Annotated in this window: 13 protein-coding genes and 1 pseudogene; 9 read left to right on the top strand and 5 right to left on the bottom strand. The window is 39.6% G+C overall.

Translation table 11 applies throughout. The features are described from left to right. Positions 1-378: FAD-binding protein (locus tag M5F03_RS12510; RefSeq protein ID WP_249708490.1), on the top strand; the 378-nt coding region annotated here is incomplete at its 5' end. A gap of 176 nt (positions 379-554) precedes the next feature. On the opposite strand, the gene M5F03_RS12515 is transcribed toward M5F03_RS12510, so the two are convergent. The 4 genes from M5F03_RS12515 to M5F03_RS12530 form a co-directional block, all read right to left on the bottom strand. After that, positions 555-1,409 (bottom strand): IclR family transcriptional regulator, encoded by an 855-nt coding sequence (locus M5F03_RS12515; protein ID WP_121523334.1) that lies wholly within the window; start codon positions 1,407-1,409, stop codon positions 555-557. 141 nt (positions 1,410-1,550) lie between these two features. After that, entirely contained in the window at positions 1,551-2,759 is a 1,209-nt protein-coding gene (locus M5F03_RS12520) for a 3-oxoadipyl-CoA thiolase (RefSeq protein ID WP_121523332.1), read from the bottom strand. Positions 2,760-2,794: 35 nt separating this feature from the next. Next, positions 2,795-4,315 (bottom strand): 3-hydroxyacyl-CoA dehydrogenase, encoded by a 1,521-nt coding sequence (locus M5F03_RS12525; RefSeq protein ID WP_121523330.1) that lies wholly within the window; start codon positions 4,313-4,315, stop codon positions 2,795-2,797. A 55-nt stretch (positions 4,316-4,370) separates the two neighbouring features. Continuing rightward, a complete protein-coding gene (locus M5F03_RS12530; RefSeq protein ID WP_121523328.1) occupies positions 4,371-5,150 on the bottom strand; it encodes an enoyl-CoA hydratase in 780 nt (259 codons plus the stop codon). Between the two features lie 254 nt (positions 5,151-5,404). Here M5F03_RS12530 and M5F03_RS12535 point away from each other — a divergent pair, with 254 nt between their 5' ends. The 8 genes from M5F03_RS12535 to M5F03_RS12570 all read left to right on the top strand — a co-directional run bounded on the left by M5F03_RS12535 (position 5,405) and on the right by M5F03_RS12570 (position 15,098). Then, positions 5,405-6,559, top strand: a complete 1,155-nt coding sequence (locus M5F03_RS12535) for an acyl-CoA dehydrogenase family protein (RefSeq protein WP_121523326.1) — start codon at positions 5,405-5,407, stop codon at positions 6,557-6,559. A gap of 24 nt (positions 6,560-6,583) precedes the next feature. Continuing rightward, the gene (locus tag M5F03_RS12540; protein WP_121523324.1) at positions 6,584-7,780 is read left to right on the top strand and encodes an acyl-CoA dehydrogenase; all 1,197 of its coding nucleotides are present in this window, start codon (positions 6,584-6,586) and stop codon (positions 7,778-7,780) included. A gap of 502 nt (positions 7,781-8,282) precedes the next feature. Then, positions 8,283-9,050: a 2-hydroxycyclohexanecarboxyl-CoA dehydrogenase gene (gene badH, locus M5F03_RS12545; RefSeq protein WP_086179310.1), complete on the top strand. Its 768-nt coding sequence runs from the start codon at positions 8,283-8,285 to the stop codon at positions 9,048-9,050. A gap of 95 nt (positions 9,051-9,145) precedes the next feature. After that, positions 9,146-9,928: a 2-ketocyclohexanecarboxyl-CoA hydrolase gene (badI, locus tag M5F03_RS12550; protein ID WP_121523322.1), complete on the top strand. Its 783-nt coding sequence runs from the start codon at positions 9,146-9,148 to the stop codon at positions 9,926-9,928. A gap of 13 nt (positions 9,929-9,941) precedes the next feature. Beyond that, entirely contained in the window at positions 9,942-11,099 is a 1,158-nt protein-coding gene (gene aliB, locus M5F03_RS12555) for a cyclohexanecarboxyl-CoA dehydrogenase (RefSeq protein ID WP_121523320.1), read from the top strand. A 145-nt stretch (positions 11,100-11,244) separates the two neighbouring features. Then, positions 11,245-12,882: a cyclohexanecarboxylate-CoA ligase gene (gene aliA, locus M5F03_RS12560; RefSeq protein ID WP_249683474.1), complete on the top strand. Its 1,638-nt coding sequence runs from the start codon at positions 11,245-11,247 to the stop codon at positions 12,880-12,882. Positions 12,883-13,018: 136 nt separating this feature from the next. Next, positions 13,019-14,362, top strand: a complete 1,344-nt coding sequence (locus M5F03_RS12565; protein ID WP_121523316.1) for a DcaP family trimeric outer membrane transporter — start codon at positions 13,019-13,021, stop codon at positions 14,360-14,362. A 148-nt stretch (positions 14,363-14,510) separates the two neighbouring features. Beyond that, positions 14,511-15,098, top strand: coding sequence for a TetR/AcrR family transcriptional regulator (locus tag M5F03_RS12570; protein ID WP_235831043.1), 588 nt, complete (start codon positions 14,511-14,513; stop codon positions 15,096-15,098). 100 nt (positions 15,099-15,198) lie between these two features. Here M5F03_RS12570 and M5F03_RS12575 read toward each other — a convergent pair. After that, positions 15,199-15,570 (bottom strand): annotated as a pseudogene (locus M5F03_RS12575) (transposase); the annotation flags it as partial. Positions 15,571-15,682: the final 112 nt, after the last annotated feature.

Consider the following 15,682-nt stretch of genomic DNA (forward strand, 5'->3'; position numbering starts at 1 on the left):
TCTGAACGTCCAGAATTAACAGCTGCGCGTATTGTTGTTTCAGGCGGTCGTGGTGTTGGTTCAGGTGAAAACTATCACACTGTTCTTGATCCATTAGCGGACAAGCTTGGTGCTGCGCAAGGTGCTTCACGTGCTGCGGTAGATGCTGGTTTCGTACCAAACGATATGCAAGTGGGTCAAACAGGTAAAATCGTTGCTCCTGACTTGTACATCGCTGTAGGCATCTCTGGTGCGATTCAGCACTTGGCAGGTATGAAAGAATCTAAAGTGATCGTTGCGATCAATAAAGACGAAGAAGCGCCAATCAACTCAGTAGCTGACTACTGGTTAGTGGGTGATTTGAACACTGTTGTTCCTGAATTGGTGTCACATATTTAACGATACTTGATAACCAAAATAAAAAGCCAGTCTGTATAAATACAGACTGGCTTTTTTAATGAATCACTATTGAGTTAAGAAAACTGATTAGGGATGTACCACCCGAGGCAAAGCAAACTAACAGGCACTAGTTTTTTTATTCAAGAGAATGTTTGACTGAATAAAAAAATATCTTTTTAAAGTGCGTTTAAAGCTTCTTGAATATTTTGAACCATATAGATCAGACGTGGCCCAATTTCATTTTCAAGCTTTTCTTGATTGACCAAATAGCTTGGCGCTCCGCAGTTGAAGACCAATAAACCATGGATGGGATGTACCATTGGTACTGCAACTGAATTTACTTCTTTATGCCATTCACTTAAAGACAAACAGTAGCCATAGTTTTGGTAATCATGAAATGAACGTTCTAATCCGCGCTTTATCATAGGCCAATCATCTTGATGGCGTTTAGCTAAAGCTTCCATAATGAAGTCGCGTTCAGTTTCTGGTAGCGCAGCCAAGCAAGCACGTCCCATTGCAGTATTGTGTAGTGGAATGGTTGAGCCAATCGGGCGACGCATGGTCAAATTCGATTCTGCCTGTACTACATCTAAATACAGCATATTTAAACGGTCGCGTGTTGCCATTGCGACAGGCGCCTGAGCATACTTTGCCATTTCTTCCATATAAGGACGAGCGTGGATACGTGCAGAAATATTTGAAAGGGAAGCATAACCGAGTGCTAATACACCTGTATCTAAGGTGTATTTTGTTGAATTGGGTAATTGTTTCAAATAACCCAAAGAAACTAAGGTATTGGTAATACGTGCAATGGTAGGTTTCGGTAAACCTGTTAATTGCGACAATTCTTGGTTGCCCAAAATTTGAGTTGTAGCGGTAAAACAACGCAGAATTTCCAAGCCACGTGCAAGCGACGCAATGAATTGCGGATTATTTTCGCGATGAATATGTGAAATTGGATCAAGGCGAATTTCATCTAAATTTATTTTTTTTTCTGTTTGCTCAAGAGCAATTTCATCTTGATGATTCATGATGTTCCATTTGTTTTTTAAATCAATACACAATGTATGATAACAATAAATTTCGCTATACAAAACTTTTTGAAGCTTTAAAGCCTAAGTTTCTGCATAGCGGAACCAATAAAAATTGTAATTTCACATATTTAATGCAATTTAGCTTAGCTGTGTATTTTCAATGACCATCGCTAAACCTTGTCCAACTCCAATACATAAACTGATCACTGCATATTTTTTATTGCGGCGTTTTAACTCACGCGCCACAGTTAATGCAAGGCGTGCTCCCGAACAACCCAATGGATGACCAATCGCGATTGCACCACCATTTGGATTTACCCTTGGATCATCAAATGCAACATTTAAACCTTTCAGACAAGATAAAACTTGTGGTGCAAAGGCTTCATTAATTTCAATAATGTCCATGTCATCAAGGCTGATATTGGCACGCTTTAAGGCTTTATTAATTGCTTCAATTGGACCAGCACCCATAATACGAGGCTCAATACCCGAAGAAGCTGAAGCTAAAATTTTAGCCAGTGGTTGTAAGCCATACTTTTGTTTAACACTTTCGTTGCCAATGAGTAATGCTGCTGCGCCATCATTGACCCCAGATGCATTGCCAGCGGTGACTACACCGCCTTCAAATAAAGGTTTGAGTTTTTGTAATGCTTCAAAGTTTGATGAGGGGCGAGGATGTTCGTCTTCATCTACAATTTTCGGTGGTGCTTTACGACCTTGTGGTACTTCAATTGTCAAAATTTCATCTTTGAAGAAACCATCTTGTTTGGCTTGTTCATATTTGGCCTGAGAAGCTGCTGCAAAGCGATCTGAATCTTCACGGCTAATTCCAAAAGCTTCAGCGACATTGTCACCTGTTTCAGGCATAGAGTCATTACCATACATTTTTGTTAATGCCGGATTTGGAAAACGAGAGCCAATGGTGGTATCAAACATTTTTATATCTCGGCTATAAGCTGATTCAGCTTTGGCTAAAACATAGGGTGCACGTGACATATTTTCAACACCGCCAGCAATATATAGATTGCCTTCACCACAGTGAATTGCGCGAGCTGCATCAACAACAGCTGCTAAACCACTAGCACATAATCGATTGACAGTTTGACCAGCGACACTAACTGGCAGCTCTGCGAGTAATAAAGCATTGCGTGCTACATTTCGACAATCTTCACCCGCTTGATTGGTGCTACCCAAGATCACTTCTTCAATATCAGTGGCGTCAATACCCGTTTTTTGTACTAAAGATTTAATCACTTGTGCCACAAGATTATCTGGACGGATACTGGCAAGACTACCTGCATGGCGACCAATTGGCGTGCGTAAGCCATCGTATATATATGCATTCATAACATTCTTTCCTTGAAGTTTTTTAATCTAAAAATTTAGCGTTGATAGTTGAGTGATAGATTCAGTTTGCAGCGTCTTTGTAACCATGGACTTGGTCTATAACGTGGGTCATGACTGATACTTGAAATACGCTCGAGAACTTTTAAAATCTTTTCTTTGCCGATTACATCGCCCCATTCAATCGGGCCAAATGGATAACCAAGTCCAAGTTTCACTGCGGCATTGATATCTTCAACTATGGCAATTTTCTGTTGCGCCATATCGCAAGCCAAATTCACCACCATGGCAAGAACACGTTGTGAAACAAAGCCTAAGCTTTCTTCAATCACTATAGTTTCGGAGTTTGGCTGATTGAATAGATCCAGCGCAGCTTCAATCATTTTTGGCTGAGTCAGCAGGCTAGGCATTAAGGTGCGGCATTGCTCAAAATTACCCAACATATCAATACAAACAACTTGTTCAGGATTGACGCCTAGACGTTGTGCGCTATGTGTTGCGTCATCGCCATAATTGGCAATTAGAATTAAATCTTCATTATTGGGCTGAGCATTGAGATTAATTTGAATCCCTTTTTGTGTTAAATAAGTGCTAAGTTTTTTATGATCATCATCAAATTCTGTACTAAGCCATACTGTTTTTAAATCATGACGATGTGCTGAGTACTTAGGAATAATTGCAATCTCTTGCTTGGCTTGATCAATGTATTTATAAAATCCTTCACCTGTTTTGCGGCCTAGTTTTTTCCCAATGAGCATTTGTTGTGTTAATACATTCGGGCGATAGCGTGGCTCTTGATAATATTGGTTGTAAATTGACAGCATGACAGGATGGGAGACATCTAAGCCAGTCAGATCCAGAAGTTCAAAAGGTCCCATCTTAAAACCTAAGGATTTTTTCAAAATGAGATCGATTTCAGTAACGGATGCAACATTTTCACTCAAAATTTTAAGTGCTTCTGTTCCATATGCACGACCTGCATGATTAATAATAAATCCCGGCGTATCTTTGGTACGTACGGGGCGATGTCCCATCTTGCGTGCGAGTTCAGAGAGTTGGTCAATAATTTTAGTGTTGGTATGCAGACCTTGAATGACTTCAACTACTTTCATCAATGGCACTGGATTGAAAAAGTGATAACCAACTACTCGATCTGGTTGCTGACATTGCGCTGCAATTTCAGTAATTGAAAGGGAAGATGTATTCGACGCTAAGATACATTCTGGACGAACAATAGCTTCGAGCTGTTTCATTAAACTTTGCTTGATGTCTAATTTTTCTATAATGGCCTCAATTACCAAATCACAGATATGCAATTCCTGAATATTTTCAACAATATGTAAATTCGCTAATGATTGTTCTAAGTCGGTTTGGGAAATTTTATTTTTTTCGACCAATCTGCTTAGTGTGGTATTGAGTTTGTCATATGCTTTTTTTGCAGCATCTTGCTGAGCATCGTATAAATAAACTTGACGATTGGATTGAATTGCAATTTGCACAATCCCAATGCCCATAATGCCTGCACCAATCACACCAATGTTGTTGATTAATCTGTCCATGTTTACCTCAATAAGCTGCTGTCCACCATGTTGAAGTAGAACGAGCTAACTCAATTTATTTACCTTGAAAGTTTGGTTTGCGCTTCTCTAAAAATGCCGCCATGCCTTCTTTTTGATCTTCGGTACTAAATAGCAACTGAAAAGCTTTACGCTCAAGTGACAGTCCTGCGTTTAATGGCACATCTTCACTGAGTAATACCACTTCTTTAATTTGTTCAAGGGCAATAGCTGGCAGTTTGGCAATTTGTTGAGCCATTTTATATGCTGTATTTAAGGTCTCAGCATCGTCTGTAACTTGAGATACTAAGCCCATGGCAAACGCTTCTTCTGCGGAAACTAAACATCCTGTCATGATCATGCGCATGGCTTGAAACTTACCAACGGCACGCACTAAGCGCTGGGTGCCACCTGCACCAGGCATAATGCCGACTTTGATTTCTGGTTGACCAAATTGAGCATTTTGACCGGCAATAATTATGTCTGCATGCATGGCGAGTTCACATCCACCGCCCAGTGCAAAGCCGTTGACAGCGGCAATAATCGGCTTGGGGCAATTGGCAATCGTTTGCCAATAACGTTCAGTACGGCGTAAATACAGATCCATAGAACTGGCTTCCGCAAGCTCGGTTAAATCAGCACCCGCAGCAAAAACGTCATCACCACCTGTCAATACAATCACGCGAATATCATCATTATCCACTTGCTGAGCAACGGCTTCTGCAAGCAACTTGCGCACTTGGGTGTTCAGTGCATTTTTAGCTTCAGGACGATTGATTTTTATAATTGCAATGGAAGGCAATGCATAGTCTATTTGAACAACTGAATTTTGGTTCATTTTTCTAAAATTCCGCATAGCAAAACTTAATTTACAAAATAATTTAAGATAATTTTGCTCATTGTTCAATCAAAATACCAGTTAAAAATAAAATATTTCAGAAATAGGCTAAAATTTGTAACTAATTTTATAATTTAGAAGATTTTTAATTGTCACCACATAAAAATATTGATAATGTATTTCGCATAACGAAATTAAGTGACTATTTTGATAAATAAAGGAAGTCTAATCCTAAAAATGGACTAGGAGAAAAAATGATTCGTGATGAACAGATGTTAGAGCAGTTATTGTCGACACTACGTGATTTTGTACAAAATGAATTGCGTCCACTTGAACATGAAGTCGATGAAACTGATGCGATCCCTGAACATATAGTGCAGCAAATGCGAGAAATGGGTTTATTTGGCTTGACGATTCCAGAAGAGTTTGGCGGTCTGGGTATTACCATGGAAGAAGAGGTTCGAGTGGCATTTGAATTGGGTCATACCTCTGCTGCATTTCGTTCTTTAATTGGGACAAATAATGGTATTGGTTCAAGCGGTATTCTGATTGACGGTACAGAAGAGCAGAAACAAAAATACTTACCTCGCTATGCAAGCGGTGAAATTATTGGTTCTTTTTGTTTAACTGAACCAGATTCAGGTTCAGATGCGGCAGCGCTGAAAACTTCAGCCGTGAAAGACGGTGACTATTATGTGCTAAATGGTACGAAACGATTTATTACCAATGCACCTCGTGCACAAACTTTTACTGTTATGGCGCGTACAAATCCTGAAATTAAAGGTGCTGCAGGTATTTCAGCGTTCTTGGTTGAAGCAGGCACTGCAGGTTTGTCACTGGGTAAAATTGATAAGAAAATGGGACAGAAAGGTTCTTATACCTGTGATGTGATTTTCGATAATTGCCGTGTACATAAAGACCAATTGATTGGCGGTGTTGAAGGCATTGGCTTTAAAACTGCAATGAAAGTATTGGATAAAGGCCGCTTGCATATTGCTGCTTATAGCGCAGGTATGGCGGAACGGATGCTTGATGATGCGTTAAATTATGCCATTGAACGTAAACAATTTGGTCAACCTATTGCAAACTTTCAGTTGATCCAAGGAATGCTGGCAGACTCTAAAACTGAAATATATGCAGCCAAATGCATGGTTTTAGATGCAGCTCGTCGCCGTGATTTGGGCGAGAACATTAGTACAGAAGCGTCATGTTCAAAAATGTTTGCAACAGAAATGTGTGGCCGTGTAGCTGACCGCTGTTTACAGATTCATGGTGGTGCTGGTTATATCAGTGAATATTCTATTGAGCGTTTTTATCGTGATGTGCGCTTGTTCCGCTTGTATGAAGGCACAACCCAAATTCAGCAAATTATTATTGCACGTGACATGATTAAGTCAGCGACTGCTTAACACAATAAATGAAGGAAAAACAAAATGAAACCGACTAAATTCAACTGGAAAGATCCGTTTTTATTGGAACTGCAACTGACTGAAGAAGAGCGCATGATTCGAGACACTGCGCATGCTTACTGCCAAGAACGTTTACAACCACGTGTGCTAGAACAATTCCGTCACGAACAAACCGATGCTTCAATTTTCCGTGAAATGGGAGAACTAGGTCTACTTGGTCCAACGATTCCAGAACAGTATGGTGGTGCGGGTTTGAACTATGTGAGCTATGGTTTGGTGGCTCGTGAAATTGAATATGTAGACTCGGGTTATCGCTCAATGGCGAGTGTGCAAAGTTCACTTGTTATGGTGCCGATTAACGAATTTGGCTCTGAAGAACAAAAGCAAAAGTACCTGCCAAAACTGGCAACTGGCGAATACATCGGCTGTTTTGGTCTAACCGAACCAGACCACGGTTCAGACCCAGGCAGTATGATTACACGTGCGAAAAAAGTAGATGGTGGCTATCGTTTAACGGGCGCAAAAATGTGGATTACCAACAGCCCGATTGCGGATGTATTTGTGGTTTGGGCTAAAGAAGTTTCGCAAGAAGGCAATGTCGGTGATATTCGTGGTTTCATTTTAGAAAAAGGATGGGAAGGACTCTCTGCGCCAGCGATACACGGTAAAGTAGGGCTACGTGCTTCAATCACAGGTGAAATCGTTATGGATAATGTCTTTGTCCCAGAAGAAAATGCCTTTCCAGAAATTCGAGGTTTACGCGGTCCATTTACCTGTCTGAACAGTGCCCGTTATGGTATTGCATGGGGTGCAATGGGTGCAGCTGAGTTTTGCTGGCATACAGCCCATCAATACACGATGGATCGAAAACAGTTTGGTCGTCCATTGGCAGCGAATCAGTTGGTTCAAAAGAAACTAGCCGATATGCAAACTGAAATTGCACTGGGTCTACAGGCTGCACTGCGCTTTGGTCGTATGAAAGACGAAGGTATTGCTTCGGTCGAGGGAACTTCACTGATTAAGCGTAACAACTGTGGTAAGGCATTGGATATTGCCCGAGTTGCTCGTGACATGTTAGGTGGCAATGGTATTTCAGATGAATTTGGTGTGGCACGACATCTGGTGAATCTAGAGGTAGTGAATACCTATGAAGGCACCCATGATGTACATGCACTGATTCTTGGTCGAGCACAAACGGGTATTGCAGCATTTTGCAATTGATCAGTCCTTTTTAAGCCAAAAGCGTTCGTGGTTCTCCATTGTTAGTTGGACTAATGGAGAAGTAAACGCAATTTTAAAAAATATAAAATCTAAAAAAGGCATTACATATATTGTAGTGCCTTTTTTTATGCTTGATGAAAATGGATAAAAGCAGGAAATTGATATTTTTTTATTGGAATAAATGTATTTCACTATACGAAATAAATAAGTAATTAAAAGCTAATTTATGATTTTGATTACGGTGAAATAGAGGATTTTTTACAATTTTTAGCTATAAATATTTATATCACACCAAAATATGTAACAAAATATTGCAGATATATGGTGAATATTTAAGTTATATCCATATATAACAATAAGATAGATAGTTGAAAAGAATTTTATTTAAATTCCGTATAACGAAATATGTTAATGGATAATTGAAATTAATTTCCTTTTTGTCTATGTTGGATATATCGATTAGAAAATCATAATTCTGAATAACACAAGAAAGGATACTGGTATGAAAGGCCTAAAGGATAAAGTCATTATTGTAACTGGTGGTGCTGGTGGTATCGGCAGTGCGACTTGTAAACGCTTAGCGCAAGAAGGCGCAAAAGTTGCTGTGTTTGATATGAATATGGACACTGCACAAAAACTAGTTACAGAGATCCAAAACGCGGGTGGTAAAGCATTTGCAGTACAGTGCGACATTACCAATAAACAAGTCGTCGATCAGGCGATTGAGAAAACAGAAGCTGAGCTAGGTCCAATCGATGGTCTTGTGAACAATGCAGGTTGGGATATCTTTAAGCCATTTATTAAATCAGTACCAGAAGAGTGGGAAAAACTGATCCAAATTAACTTGGTTGGCATGTTGAATATGCACCATGCAGTGCTTAAAGGGATGGTTGAACGCAACCAAGGACGTATCGTCAATATCGCATCGGACGCAGCACGTGTAGGTTCATCTGGCGAAGCAGTCTATGCAGCGTGTAAGGGCGGTCTACTTGCATTTTCAAAAACGCTAGCACGTGAGCATTCACGCAACAATATTACTGTAAATGTAATCTGCCCAGGCCCAACGGATACCGCGCTTTTAGCAGGTGTTACGGAAGGAGCATCAAATCCTGAAAAACTTCGCGAAGCATTTACTCGTGCTATCCCGCTTGGTCGTTTAGGTCAGCCAGATGATCTTGCTTCATCTATTGCATTTTTCTTAAGTGATGATGCCAGCTTTATTACAGGACAAGTACTCAGCGTTTCAGGCGGTTTAACCATGAATGGTTAATTGAGTAGTTGCGCACGATGGAATGAAGAACATTCTGAGTCGCTCAAAAATATACAGTAAAAGTCAAATGTAGTTTTCAAGGAAAGGAAAAGATCATGAATTTTGAAGATATTTTATACGAAGTAAAAAATGGTGTTGCATGGATCACAATTAACCGCCCAGAAAAAATGAATGCTTTTCGTGGACAAACCTGTGATGAAATTATCCGTGCACTTAACAAAGCAGGCTATGACCGTCAAATTGGTGCAATTGTTCTGACAGGTGCGGGTGAAAAAGCATTCTGCACAGGCGGAGATCAATCTGCACATGATGGTAATTATGATGGTCGTGGCACGATTGGTCTGCCAATGGAAGAATTACATACGGCGATTCGTGATGTACCTAAACCAGTCATTGCACGCGTACAAGGTTATGCAATCGGTGGTGGTAACGTTTTAGCAACGATTTGTGATTTAACCATTTGTTCTGAAAATGCAATTTTTGGTCAAGTTGGTCCAAAAATGGGTTCTGTCGATCCGGGCTTTGGTACAGCTTATTTAGCACGTGTTGTGGGTGAAAAGAAAGCGCGTGAAATTTGGTATTTATGCCGTCGTTACAAAGGTCAAGAAGCGGTTGATATTGGCCTAGCTAACAAATGTGTACCAGCAGATCAGTTAGATGCAGAAGTACAAGCATGGGCAGAAGAAATTTGTGAACGTAGCCCGACTGCAATTGCGATTGCTAAACGTAGCTTCAACATGGATACCGCACATCAAGCGGGTATTGCTGGCATGGGCATGTATGCATTGAAATTGTATTACGACACAGAAGAATCGCGTGAAGGCGTAAATGCGTTGAAAGAAAAACGTAAACCTGAATTCCGTAAATTCTTTAAATAAGGAGGAACACGCTATGAGTAAAAATCCTTACATCACTGAAGATTTAGAATTCTTAGCCGAAACTGCGGAAAAATTTGCGCAAAAATATATTGCACCGGGGTTTTTAGAACGTGATCAAAGCCGAATTTTTGATCGTGATCTAGTCAAAAAAATGGGTGAAATGGGCTTTATTGCTCCAGAGCTACCAGAGCAATATGGTGGTCAAGGCATGGGATGTTTGGCGGCAGGTGTAATTCATGAAGCCGTTGCCAAAGCAGATTTAAGTTTTTCATACATCAATTTGCTTGCTTCCTTAAATGGTCAAATCTTGGCGGAACATGGTGATCCTGAAGTAGTTGAGCCTTGGTTGCGTAAATTGACAGCAGGCGAAGCTATTTTTGCCATTGGGTTAACTGAGCCTCGTGGCGGTTCAGATGCAGGAAATCTGCGTTTGAAAATAGAACGTGATGGCGATGAATACGTATTAAATGGTGAAAAGACCTCCATTTCGGCGGCTGATCAAGCAGATGCATCCGTCATCTTTGGTCGTACTGGTACGATTGAATCTGGTGCACATGGAGTAACAGCAGTTTTAGTGCCTATGGATTTACCAGGTATTACAACAACACGTTTTGACTGTCATGGGCAGCGTGCCATTGGACGAGGTTCTATTTTCTTTGACAACGTACGTGTACCTGTTAATCACCGTTTAGGTGAGGAAAATAAAGGCTTCGTTCAAGTGATGCAAGGCTTTGATTTTTCCCGTGCATTGATTGGTTTGCAAGTACTTGCAGTCGCTCGTGTGTCTTTGGACGAGGCTTGGGAATATGCGGCACAGCGTGAAGCTTTTGGTAAGCCTTTAACAGCGTTTCAAGGTGTTTCTCACCCATTGGCAGACTATGAAACCCAAGTAGAAGCAGCGCGTTTACTTTGCCTACAAACCTTGTGGCTTAAAGACAATCATTTACCGCATACGTCAGAAGCTGGCATGTGTAAATGGTGGGGGCCAAAATTAGCCTATGACGTTGTGCATCAATGTTTATTGACCTTTGGTCATGCAGGTTATGACCGCGGTGTAATGGAGCAACGTATGCGAGATGTACTCGGTTTCCAAATTGGTGATGGTACAGCACAAATTATGAAAACCATTATTGCGCGCCATAAAGCGGGTCGAAAGGCTGTTCCTGCATAAAGCAGATCGAAAAGGCGCTACATGTCTATTAGCTAAGTTAATTTTTAGCTATTAGACAACGTTTGAAAGAAAATGGCAGTCATAAAGCTTGCAGTTAAATAGTTTGAAGTAAAACGGTTGGATAATTATAAATTGGAGTTACGGAATGGATTTCGATGCGGTTCTTTTACCCCCTCGCAGGGAAAAAATGATTCAAGCAGGTTATTGGTTAAATAAAACCATCTTGCAATCATTAAATGAAGCAGTGCACCAGCATCCAGATAAAATTGGTTTGGTGAGCTATAAAACGGAAAATCAGTCTGAAACCAGCTTTACTTATCGTGAAATGCTGCATACAGCCAATCGTATTGCTTTGGGGCTAAAGCGCCTAGGTGTGCAAAAGCAAGATATCGTTTCTTGCCAATTGCCAAACTGGTGGGAATTTACACTGCTGTATATTGCTTGCCGACGTATTGGCGCTGTACTTAATCCACTAATGCCGATTTTTAGAGAGCGCGAACTTTCTTTTATGTTGAAACATACAGAAAGCAAAGTTTTTATTGTGCCTAAAATCTTCCGTAAATTTGATTATGAAAAATTAGCCAATCAGCTACAAAGTAATATACCAAGCCTTGAGCACGTTGTTGTCATTGGTGGAGAAGGTGAAAACAGCTTTGAAAAACTACTGCTCAATCATGGTTTAGACAAAGATCCGCAAATTCTCAATACACTGAATGACGTCACGATTTCTGCAGATGATATTGCTCAATTAGTCTTTACCTCAGGCACAACAGGTGAACCAAAAGGTGTAATGCATACGGCAAATACTTTATTTTCCAATATTGTGCCTTATGCGAAACGTCTGCATTTGGATAAAGATGATGTGATCTTAATGGGTTCGCCAATGGCTCATCAGACCGGCTTTATGTATGGCTTAATTATGCCTGTACTGCTGAAAGCAAAAGCCGTGCTCTTGGATGTTTGGGACGTCAATGTTGCGATTGACTTGATTCATAAGCACCAAGCGACATTTACTATGGCTTCTACGCCATTTCTAAATGATCTTTCTGAAGCGGTAATGGAGTCTCATCAATCACTTGATAGCTTGAAATTATTTTTATGTGCTGGAGCGCCAATTCCAAGTACTTTGGTACAAAAAGCGCGTCAAAACATGGGGGTTAAGGTTATATCTGCTTGGGGTATGACTGAGTGCGGTGCTGTGACCATGACCTGTCCAGAAGATGATGACGAACGCTCATTCAATACCGATGGTCTGCCATTGCCCGGAGTTGAAGTGAAAATTGTTGGTGATGACGGTGAAACACTTGCACCTATGCATTCTGGCACACTGATGATTCGTTGCTGTTCAAATTTTGGCGGATATTTAAAACGTCCACATCTGAATGAAACCAATGCAGAGGATTGGTTTGATACAGGTGATATTGCCTATCAGGATGAGCAAGGTTATATCCGCATTGCAGGTCGTAAAAAAGACGTCATTATCCGTGGTGGGGAGAATATCCCAGTCGCTGAAGTGGAATCATTAATTTATTTACATCCTGAGATTGCAACTGTTGCTTTGGTGCCATATCCAGATGAACGTATGGGTGAAAAAGCTTGTGCAGTTGTGAAATTGAAAAATCCAGAGTATGAGCTGACATTGCCAGCACTGTTGGAATTTTTGAAGACGCACAAATTGGCCAATCAATATTTACCAGAACGTTTAGAAGTTTGGGATGAGCTTCCAATGACGCCATCAGGCAAAATTCAAAAATTCAAAATTCGTGAATTATTGGCGAATTAATACTTAAAAAGATGTATGGAAAAACCCGAACATTGCCATTCGATAAATAATTGTAGTGAGTTTATCAATAGCTTTTTTCAGACTGAAAACGTGGGTATTTGAAATTAATCATTTGGGGAAAAAAAGGATTTTTACCATGAAAAAAAATGTACAGTTTTTTGCTAAAAGCACACTCACATTGTCAATGTTGGTTTTGACATCAATGACACATGCAGAGTTGAGTTTGCAACAGCAAGTTGATCAATTGCAGCAACAGGTTCAAGCCTTGCAAGAGTTAGTACAGCAACAGCAAAAAGTTTATGATCAAAAATTAAATGAGCAGAAAATAGCAACTGCACCAGTAGTGGTTGAAAGTGTCACACCACAAAAGGTACCGTCACCTGTACTACAACATACGACAAAAGGTGGCGCTGAGTTTGAATTGTACGGTAATGTTCGTGCGGACATGAGTTATCAAATGAAAGGTCCAAGCACCATGTATAACCTGATTAGTGCAGTACCTCTTGAAGGCTCTGCTGATGAGCGTAAAAATTCAGACAAATTCCAAAGTACATTAAATGCCACGCGTTTCGGCTTTAATTTTAAAACACCACAGCTAGGTAATCATGCTGTGGGTGGCAAAGTGGAAATGGACTTTTTTGGTGGCGCGGGTCGCGATACCTTCCGTATACGTCATGCTTATATGACTTATGATCAATGGTTATTGGGTCAAACTTGGTCAAACTTTAACGCTGTTGAATATTATCCAGAAACGGTGGATGCATCACTTTCTGTGGGTGGCTCACTGACTCGTGTACCACAAATTAAATATTCGGTTCCTGTAAATCCAAATTTAAATTTGGCATTTAGCTTAGAGGACTCTAAAGCAGAAACGGTAACGCGTACAGGTACTCAGAATTTTACAACAGACCCAGATGCAAAATTAAAACTGCCGTCAGCGACGGGGCGTATTAATTATAAGTTTGATAATGGTTCAGCCATTTCAGGGCGTACTTTTGTCACGCAAAAAGCGACAAACCATGCAGGAGATGATGATTTCTTGGCATGGGGTGTTGGGCTAGGTGGTAAATATCAAGCTACAGAAAATACACTTGTTCGTGTTGACTATAACCACATAAAAGGCGATACCAAAAATCTACTTTGGTCAAATATGGCATATGTGTTTGATGATAATAATAAAATGCGCGCTAATCAGTTTGATGCGATTACTGTAGGTTTAACTCAAAAACTCACACCTAAAATCCGTTCGACATTAGGTTTTGGTTATATGAAAGCTGATGATAACAATGCTTTCTCTCGTCTTGTACATAATGATGAAACCCAAAATGCTGAGTTAAAAGAGGGCTGGATTAACATATTCTATAACCCAGTGAAACCAGTCAATTTCGGTCTGGAATATATGTATGGTGAGCGAAAAACCTTCAACGACAAGACAGGAATAGATAACCGACTTAATTTCACAGCAATTTATGATTTCTAGTAGGTTTTTTATTCATTAAATAATCCATCTTGCCATAAATCTTATAAGTTTGAGGCTTATATCTAATTTATGGCAGGGTAGATATATCAATGAGCTTGCAATATACAATTGCTGAAAAGAATTCCTATAAAAATATTGTGGTTTATTCATGATGAATTTAGATAAACAGCAAAAACATTTGATCAATATTCATTATATTTTAGAGGTAGCAGAACAAATCATCATTGATAATGAACACGAACTTGTGATTTCAGATCTTGCCGAACAAGTGAATATGGCAAAAGGTACTGTATATAAATATATTAAAAGCAAAAATCAGTTATATCTTGAAATATTGATAAAAAATGAAAAAAGATTGCTAGAAATCTCCATGCAACATGATGGGGATATGCATAACTATTTGTCTAAATATATGAAATTTCATTTGGATGATGCCCTACGAACAATTAAATTCCACCATTTGGAAGAAAGAATCACCAATAAAGAAAAAAATCTGAAAGCATTATTTCAAGAACTATATGTGATACGTGAAAAAAGGATTTTGGCAATTCGAAGCATTGCAATGTCGCATCTAAAATTTAGAAAAAGTGTATTCTCAGTCAGTGAGTATTTTTCTTATATTTGGAGTATTACCTACGGTATTGCTCTGCTTCTAAATTCAAATAGTTGTAAGCAATCTGTACTAGACAAAGAAAAACTAATAAATTTTCATATCGATCAATTAATAAATATTTAATACTGAACTTTGTAGATGTTTTTTACAAACAGTTTTTTAGCACTCACTGGCTTTGTTGCACAAAGATTTAAAAGTTAAATTTACCCTGATCTACTCAAATTTAAGTGACAACTCGGGTATGAGCTTGGCCTAATTCCGTAAATTTATTTAAGACTGCTATGCGAGCATGAATCTCAATGACTTGGCTGTCAAAATTTATGGGACTGAGTTTATCGCATAATAACTTGATGCAATGTAGCTTGGTTTCGACCAAACTTCGACTATGATAACCTGACCATTTTTTCCATAATGTCCTGCCTGAGAAGCACTGCTTCGCAAGATTAACTGTTCGAAGTAATTCATTTCGCTCAAGCGAACTAGTCTTTATATCTTTCCATGGTTTCGCATTTTTTCTAGGTGGAATCACCGCATGCCCTTGCCGATCTGCAATGACCTGACGGCATTGCTTGGTGTCATAAGCTCCATCAGTATAATAAGTATAGAACGTTTGAGCTTACTAAAGTTTATTACTTTATTTCGGGCAGGAGCATTATGTAACATATATGAAGTTATTTTCTCGCATACTTTATTTAACTTATGTTCAC

The organism is Acinetobacter amyesii, from assembly GCF_023499985.1.
GTDB classification, from domain to species: Bacteria; Pseudomonadota; Gammaproteobacteria; order Pseudomonadales; family Moraxellaceae; genus Acinetobacter; species Acinetobacter amyesii.

Bases quoted from the DNA above. Each gene is read 5' to 3' on its own strand.
- M5F03_RS12515 (WP_121523334.1), bottom strand. From the start codon at position 1,409: ATGAATCATCAAGATGAAATTGCTCTTGAGCAAACAGAAAAAAAAATA.
- M5F03_RS12520 (WP_121523332.1), bottom strand. From the start codon at position 2,759: ATGAATGCATATATATACGATGGCTTACGCACGCCAATTGGTCGCCAT.
- M5F03_RS12525 (WP_121523330.1), bottom strand. From the start codon at position 4,315: ATGGACAGATTAATCAACAACATTGGTGTGATTGGTGCAGGCATTATG.
- M5F03_RS12530 (WP_121523328.1), bottom strand. From the start codon at position 5,150: ATGAACCAAAATTCAGTTGTTCAAATAGACTATGCATTGCCTTCCATT.
- M5F03_RS12535 (WP_121523326.1), top strand. From the start codon at position 5,405: ATGATTCGTGATGAACAGATGTTAGAGCAGTTATTGTCGACACTACGT.
- M5F03_RS12540 (WP_121523324.1), top strand. From the start codon at position 6,584: ATGAAACCGACTAAATTCAACTGGAAAGATCCGTTTTTATTGGAACTG.
- badH (WP_086179310.1), top strand. From the start codon at position 8,283: ATGAAAGGCCTAAAGGATAAAGTCATTATTGTAACTGGTGGTGCTGGT.
- badI (WP_121523322.1), top strand. From the start codon at position 9,146: ATGAATTTTGAAGATATTTTATACGAAGTAAAAAATGGTGTTGCATGG.
- aliB (WP_121523320.1), top strand. From the start codon at position 9,942: ATGAGTAAAAATCCTTACATCACTGAAGATTTAGAATTCTTAGCCGAA.
- aliA (WP_249683474.1), top strand. From the start codon at position 11,245: ATGGATTTCGATGCGGTTCTTTTACCCCCTCGCAGGGAAAAAATGATT.
- M5F03_RS12565 (WP_121523316.1), top strand. From the start codon at position 13,019: ATGAAAAAAAATGTACAGTTTTTTGCTAAAAGCACACTCACATTGTCA.
- M5F03_RS12570 (WP_235831043.1), top strand. From the start codon at position 14,511: ATGATGAATTTAGATAAACAGCAAAAACATTTGATCAATATTCATTAT.